A 7,298-nucleotide genomic window follows, 5' to 3' on the forward strand; every position below is an offset into this window, starting at 1 on the left:
GCGTGTGATGCAACAGCAAAAACCGCTGGAGGGCGCGCAGCTCGTCATCATGACGATCGCGCTGTCGCTGGCGACATTCATGCAGGTGCTGGACTCCACCATTGCCAACGTGGCGATTCCGACCATCGCCGGGAACCTGGGTTCTTCCCTAAGCCAGGGGACATGGGTTATCACCTCTTTCGGGGTGGCGAACGCTATCTCGATTCCCTTAACCGGCTGGCTGGCGAAACGTTTTGGCGAAGTCAAACTGTTCATGTGGTCGACGGTCGCCTTTGCCGCGGCCTCCTGGGCCTGTGGCGTATCCAGCAGCCTGAATATGCTTATCTTCTTCCGCGTGGTGCAGGGCGTGGTCGCCGGGCCGCTGATTCCGCTCTCGCAAAGCCTGTTGCTGAATAACTATCCGCCTGCAAAGCGCTCCATTGCGCTGGCGCTCTGGTCAATGACCGTCATTGTCGCGCCGATTTGCGGCCCGATTCTGGGGGGCTACATCAGTGATAATTACCACTGGGGATGGATTTTCTTCATCAACGTGCCGATTGGCATCGCCGTCGTCCTGATGACGTTACACACGCTGCGCGGACGTGAAACGCATACCGAACGGCGACGTATTGACGCCGTCGGGCTGGCGTTACTGGTGATTGGCATCGGCAGCCTGCAAATTATGCTCGATCGCGGTAAAGAGCTGGACTGGTTCTCCTCACAGGAAATTATCATCCTGACCGTGGTCGCCGTCATCGCCATCAGTTTCCTGATCGTCTGGGAACTGACCGACGATCACCCTATCGTCGATCTTTCTCTTTTTAAATCGCGTAACTTCACGATTGGCTGCTTGTGCATCAGCCTTGCCTATATGCTCTATTTCGGCGCCATTGTTCTACTGCCGCAGCTTTTGCAAGAGGTGTACGGCTATACCGCAACGTGGGCAGGTCTGGCGTCGGCGCCAGTCGGCATTATTCCGGTAATTTTGTCGCCGATTATCGGACGCTTCGCGCATAAACTGGATATGCGCAGGCTGGTCACGTTCAGCTTCATTATGTACGCCGTCTGTTTTTACTGGCGCGCCTGGACGTTCGAACCGGGTATGGATTTCGGCGCTTCCGCATGGCCGCAGTTTATTCAGGGATTTGCCGTCGCCTGCTTCTTTATGCCGCTGACCACCATTACGCTCTCCGGGTTACCGCCAGAACGGCTGGCGGCGGCATCAAGCCTGTCGAACTTCACGCGAACGCTGGCAGGTTCAATTGGCACCTCGATTACCACCACTATGTGGACCGATCGTGAGTCGCTACACCATGCTCAGCTCACGGAGTCGGTTACGGCGTATAATCCAAACGCTCAGGCTATGTACGATAAACTGGAAGGCTTAGGGATGACGCACCAACAGGCGTCAGGCTGGATAGCCCAGCAAATCACGAATCAGGGGCTGATTATTTCCGCCAACGAAATCTTCTGGATGTCGGCGGGGATCTTCCTGGTGCTGCTCGGCCTGGTGTGGTTCGCCAAACCGCCCTTCGGTGCGGGCGGCGGCGGTGGCGGCGCGCACTAACTATCTGATAAAAGGGATCTGCGGATCCCTTTTTTAGTAGACCAACAATCAGAAGAAATATTTGAATCTCAGACGCCCGCCGTAACGCGCATCTTCACTGTTATCGCCATTATTCGGATTGGCCTCTACCCATGAAGCATAGGCACCGAGGTAGATGTTAAAGTTTTTCATATCCATCACGTTGGGGAATAAATATGAGGCATGAATAGTGTGAATGTCATAATTGCCGGGATCGGTGATCCAACAATCGTCCTCACAAACGGCATCGATATTAGTAGCATTGAAGGCTTCGATTTTGTTATGCGCATAGATATAACCCAGTTCAAATCGATGCCACAGCGCATTCACCCCAGCGGTAAAATCTGTCTCATCGGTCGCATCCATATAGGCGGTATTCAGGTTAATCACTGCGCCATCTTCCGGGTCAGTTTTTTGACCATTCCAGGTCATGGTAAAACCATAGCCCGTACGATCTGACTGATCGATCCACTTCCCATTCTCATAATAGCCATAGGCGTTGTTAACAACGTTACTTTCCATCGCTATCGCCGTTGAAAAACGCCCGTTTTGCCAGGCGATAACCGGACGGACGTAAGCCACGTTTTTATCGTTGGTTAAATCCATTCCGTGGTACTGCTTCTCGGTATATAACGTACTGCCATTTTCCAGCAATGTGTTAACTTCGAAATACCAGTTGTCGATGGTTTTACTCAGCAGGAAGTTACCCCCACTGTCGCTACGTCCCCGTCCTTCTTTCATCATATAGATATAGCCGTAACCGTCACTGTAAAGATCGTTCGCTGTATTCCCCGAATATTCAATAAACGTATCCTGATTCAGCGGGAACATATCGTAGGCTTCAAAACGACCAACCTTAATTTTCCAGTCATTCTCACGACCAAAGAAGAAAACGGCATCATCAAGGTTCATTTTTCCGGTCAGGTCCGCCAGAGGCTGTACAGAGAATCCGGCAAAATTACCGTTGTCCAGCCGCTGGTAGCCATCAAAGCCCAACAACAGGCGTCCGTTAATATCCCAGCGTTCATTGGTTCCTGATGCCCAATCTTTATTCGCTGACGTTCTCATCGAGGTCAGGCTACCGGAACGGCTTGCCGCATCCATATTAAATTCGACATCGCCATAGAACTTAATATCGCTGAATCCGGATAAGGTCAGCTTCGGCGGCGTTTTACCTGCTGCAATGGGCTCGGCGGACTGGACATTCACCGTCGGCGTAGCGGCGACCTGCTGCTGTTTCAGCGAGCGAATTTGCGCCTCGGCATCGGATGCCCGTTTTTCAGCATTAACAACACGTTGCTCCAGTTCAGCCAGACGCTGCTCAATAGTGATATTATTCGCTGCCCAAAGGTTATGAGAAAAGCAAGCACCGATCATCAGCGCCAAATATTTAGCCTTCATTTTTTATCCCTTAAGTTTGATGTATACCAGATAAGATTTGCTAAAAACCCCATCGACCGGCTATTAGTAGAGTCTTGTTATTACCTGGATATCTGGCGCATTCCATTATGTTTTTCTATTAATTATTTATGATTTTTAGTTTATGTGATCAATACACTCTGGCATCGTGAGTTATCCGCCTTTTCTGTTTACCAGATCACATTTTATTATTTAACAGGCCAGGCATTACTTAATTTAAAATGTATTCTCGCCGCAAATATAATAAACGCAAATTATATTAAGCAATAAAAAACCCCGGCCATAGACCGGGGTTAATTTAAATACTGGAAACGCTTACCAATAAGACTAAATATGCAGTTCCTGCAGTTTTTCTTTCGGCAGCGCCAGCTCTTTATTGCTGTTCACGCGCACATCACACTCCAGAATATGACGGGCAATGTCCTGCGCTTCACTGAGCGAGTGCATCTGATACGTACCGCACTGGTAAACGTTCAGCTCCGGGATCTGGTTTTGATCCTGCACTTTCAGCACATCCGCCATCGCCGCTTTCCAGGCGTCGGCAACACGCTGCTCGTCCGGCGTGCCAATCAGGCTCATGTAAAAGCCGGTGCGACAGCCCATCGGCGAGATATCGATAATCTCAACGCCGTTACCGTTGAGGTGGTCGCGCATAAAGCCAGCAAACAGATGCTCAAGCGTATGAATCCCTTTTTCCGGCATCACTTCTTTGTTCGGAATGCAAAAACGCAGATCAAACACGGTGATTGCGTCGCCATGCGGGGTGTTCATCGTTTTTGCAACCCGGACCGCCGGCGCTTGCATCCGGGTATGATCGACTGCGAAGCTATCTAATAATGGCATTTAGTCACCTCCGATAATTTTTTAAAAATAAACTGAACTCTTTGTTCCGGGGCGAGTCTGAGTATATGAAAGACGCGCATTTGTTATCATCATCCCTGTTTTCAGCGATGAAATTTTGGCCACTCCGTGAGTGGCCTTTTTCTTTTGGGTCAGGCGTGTTTTGCAAGCCACGCGGCAAACGGCTCGGTATCCGCCGCCTCAATCTCCTGCTGACGACGTACTGAAGCGTCACGTTCAGCAATAAACTCTTCTTCCTGTAAAATCTCCAGCGGCTCTTCGCGTAACAGATTACGGTAAGCCTCACCGAACGCTTTCCCGGTGCCGCCAATGCCTTCATCAATCATAGACCGTAGGATCCGGGCGGAGAATGTCAGTTCAGGATTATCAAAGCAGGCGACCAACTCATCACACACCTTTTGATACTCCTCTCCCCCGTGGATACTGTCCAGCGTTTGCGCCACGCGTTTCAGATCGCGGAAGAGATCTTTCCCTACTTTGGGCAGCGGGAACTGCGCAGTTTCACAGCCAATGCCTAACGTCAGGCCCGGCTTACGCCCTTCCAGAATAACGCGATTCCAGTTAGTACGCGTACATAACAGCTCATCGCTACTCATTTCCGGCGCATCGGCCAATACGCACCAGACCATAAACAGATCGAGGAAGCGCACCTGTTGCTCGTCTACGCCGATCGGTGAGAACGGGTTAATATCGAGAGAACGAACTTCGATGTACTCAATACCACCACGCAGAAGCGCGTCAGAAGGCGATTCGCCGCTGCGCGTCACGCGCTTGGGACGAATGGGCGCGTACAGCTCATTTTCAATTTGCAGAACGTTGCTGTTAATCTGTAGCCGCTTACCGTCTTTTTCCACACCAATCCGCGCGTACTCCTCGGAAGGGGTTTTAATCGCGCGCTTCAGACCTGCAACGTATTCATGTAGATCGTTAAACGTAATTCCGAGATTGCTTTGCGACTTATTGGTATAGCCCAAATCACTCAAACGCAGCGACGTCGCATACGGCAGGTAGTACATGCCGCAGTCCGTTTTTTCAAACGGTAATGTGGTTGGCTTTCCTTGCAGGAAAGAGGAGCAAATGGCCGGAGACGCGCCAAACAGATAGGGGATGACCCAGCCAAAACGGTAATAGTTGCGAATCAGACGAAAATAGCCGGCAGAAATTTTTTCTTTTGCCGCTTCGCCTTCCGTAACGCCGCATTTCGCCTGCCAGAACGCCATCGGTAATGAAAAATTGTAATGTACGCCGGAGATGGTTTGCATCAAGGCGCCATAACGATTTTTCAGCCCTTCGCGATAGAGCGTCTTAAAACGCCCGGTATTGGATGTGCCGTACTGCGCCAGCTCTATGTCCTGCCCTTCCGCAATATAGCAGGGCATACTTAATGGCCACATCCGCTCATCGCCCAGTTTCCTGGCCGTATACCGATGGAGATCGCGCATAAAGGTGAGCATATGCTGGATATCGCCATCGACTGGCGTAATAAACTCCAGTAGGGCTTCCGCAAAATCCGTGGTAATCCATTTATGGGTCAGCGCTGAACCTAACGCTTCAGGATGACCTGTTGTCGCCAGCGTGCCATCAGCATTGACACGCAGCGTTTCGCGCTCTAACCCGCGCTGTATCCCCTTTAACGCCTGAGGATGTTTTTCCAGCCAGGCCAGAGCCTGTGATACGTCCGGGATCAAATTGACCTCCCGCCTGTCCAAATCGTTTTAATAAGCATAACTGTAATGGCGGCCATACATGCCAAACCTACAATTATTACCACCACATCATGCCCTGAACCGTCGCCGCTGCGAGCGCAACATAGCGCAGCGCCTTACCAAGACACAAAAAAAAGATCGTCCGCCCCCACGGGATGCGCATCCATCCCGCTAACAGGCACAACAAATCACCGATGACCGGCATCCAGCTTAATAATAGTGTGGCTGCGCCATAACGCTTTAGCCAGCCAGTCGCTTTTTCCTGCCAGCGCGACGTTTTGCGCAGCGGAAAGAAACGCCCAAGAATAACGTTAGTTACCCCTCCAAGGCTATTACCCATTGTTGCTGTTAAGACTAAGACCCAGGGATGGCTGACGCCGGAGACCAGCATAGCAACCAAAACCACCTCAGAATTACCGGGTAACAGCGTCGCGCTGAGAAAACTACTGGCAAACAGAGACAGGAGCGACAGTCCGTCACTCACAATAGTCGAACATCCACGGCATCCATTCCCGCCGCCCGCGCCGCCTGTAAACCAAAATCGGCATCTTCAAATACCACGCACTGCGTCGGCATGACGCCCATCTGCTGGGCGCACAGTAGGAAGGTGTCAGGCGCAGGTTTGTGATGCTGTACGTGATCTGCCGCCACAACCGCATCAAAATAACGACGCAGCCCCAGATGCGCTAACAAGGCTTCCGCGATAGCGCTTTCGCTACCGGTACCGACCGACATGGGACGCCGCCCATGCCACGCTTTAACCACCTCAACCAGCGGCAGCGGTTCTACGCAGTCCAGCAGGATGCTTTTTACCGCGTCGGTTTTCTCACGCGCCAGTGACAGGGGATCAAGATCGGCATGGTTAAGCTCAATGATTGACTGGGCGATAAGCCAGGTTGGCGAACCGTTAAGCGCGACCATTGCCTGTTCATCAAAACGAAGACCATAGCGCCCCAAAACCTCACGCCACGCTTTGCGATGCGTGGGTTCGGTATCCAGGAGAGTACCGTCCATATCAAAAATCAAACCAGCATAACGTGCGTACATCGTGTTCTCGCAAACCGAATAACCAGACAGTACTTTATCGCAATTGGTTGATTTTGTCGCTAATAGAGATGAAGAGGTATATTCAGGATAAGGGGAAAAGCGATTGCAGGGCAGTGACGTATCCGGGAGGATTATTCGCCTTATGGGCCGTTGCTGACGCAACGTTATCCTTCCTGGTGCCTGTGGTGATTACCGCTATCTTATCCGCATCTTTATCGCTGAAAGTACGGAGAATATGGTGCATCCGGGAGGATTCGAACCTCCGACCGCTCGGTTCGTAGCCGAGTACTCTATCCAGCTGAGCTACGGATGCATTGGAAATGATGTTTACTACAAGATTTGATGTCGCATTTACTGCCACACTAAATAAGATGGTGCATCCGGGAGGATTACTCGCCTTACGGCTCGCCCTTCGGGCCGTTGCTGACGCAACGTTATCCTTCCTGGTGCCAGCGGTGATTACCGCTATCTTATCCGTATCTTCATCACTGAAAGTACGGAGAATATGGTGCATCCGGGAGGATTCGAACCTCCGACCGCTCGGTTCGTAGCCGAGTACTCTATCCAGCTGAGCTACGGATGCATCGGAAAACTTGCTTTACTGCCGATATTGATACCGCGGTGAAAGCCGTATCAAGTAAGAGATGGTGCATCCGGGAGGATTCGAACCTCCGACCGCTCGGTTCGTAGCCGAGTACTCT

The 7,298-nt window shown here is 51.3% G+C and carries 6 protein-coding genes and 2 tRNA genes; 1 reads left to right on the forward strand and 7 read right to left on the reverse strand.

Annotated elements, in window-relative coordinates:
- Nucleotides 1–7: 7 nt before the first annotated feature.
- Nucleotides 8–1,546, forward strand: a complete 1,539-nt coding sequence (gene emrB, locus ACLJZ5_RS12990) for a multidrug efflux MFS transporter permease subunit EmrB (protein ID WP_001187298.1) — start codon at nucleotides 8–10, stop codon at nucleotides 1,544–1,546.
- A 48-nt stretch (nucleotides 1,547–1,594) separates the two neighbouring features.
- Here the strand turns inward: emrB and ACLJZ5_RS12995 are convergent, their stop codons facing one another.
- The 7 genes from ACLJZ5_RS12995 to ACLJZ5_RS13025 form a co-directional block, all read right to left on the reverse strand.
- Nucleotides 1,595–2,965 carry a carbohydrate porin gene (locus ACLJZ5_RS12995; protein WP_024797811.1) on the reverse strand — a complete coding sequence of 457 codons (1,371 nt, stop codon included), beginning with the start codon at nucleotides 2,963–2,965 and terminating at the stop codon, nucleotides 1,595–1,597.
- A gap of 345 nt (nucleotides 2,966–3,310) precedes the next feature.
- Nucleotides 3,311–3,826: an S-ribosylhomocysteine lyase gene (gene luxS / locus ACLJZ5_RS13000; RefSeq protein ID WP_001130193.1), complete on the reverse strand. Its 516-nt coding sequence runs from the start codon at nucleotides 3,824–3,826 to the stop codon at nucleotides 3,311–3,313.
- Between the two features lie 149 nt (nucleotides 3,827–3,975).
- Nucleotides 3,976–5,532, reverse strand: coding sequence for a glutamate--cysteine ligase (gene gshA, locus ACLJZ5_RS13005; RefSeq protein ID WP_000611821.1), 1,557 nt, complete (start codon nucleotides 5,530–5,532; stop codon nucleotides 3,976–3,978).
- A gap of 76 nt (nucleotides 5,533–5,608) precedes the next feature.
- The gene (locus ACLJZ5_RS13010) at nucleotides 5,609–6,034 is read right to left on the reverse strand and encodes a YqaA family protein (protein WP_001279499.1); all 426 of its coding nucleotides are present in this window, start codon (nucleotides 6,032–6,034) and stop codon (nucleotides 5,609–5,611) included.
- A complete protein-coding gene (yqaB, locus tag ACLJZ5_RS13015) occupies nucleotides 6,031–6,597 on the reverse strand; it encodes a fructose-1-phosphate/6-phosphogluconate phosphatase (RefSeq protein WP_000271291.1) in 567 nt (188 codons plus the stop codon). Before yqaB ends, ACLJZ5_RS13010 begins: the two co-directional genes overlap by 4 nt.
- Nucleotides 6,598–6,833: 236 nt before the next feature.
- Nucleotides 6,834–6,910: transfer RNA gene (locus tag ACLJZ5_RS13020), tRNA-Arg, on the reverse strand.
- Nucleotides 6,911–7,103: 193 nt separating this feature from the next.
- A tRNA-Arg gene (locus tag ACLJZ5_RS13025) sits at nucleotides 7,104–7,180 on the reverse strand.
- Nucleotides 7,181–7,298 lie beyond the last annotated feature (118 nt).

The organism is Salmonella sp. 5800 (assembly GCF_046558195.1).
Classification (GTDB): Bacteria; Pseudomonadota; Gammaproteobacteria; order Enterobacterales; family Enterobacteriaceae; genus Salmonella; species Salmonella enterica.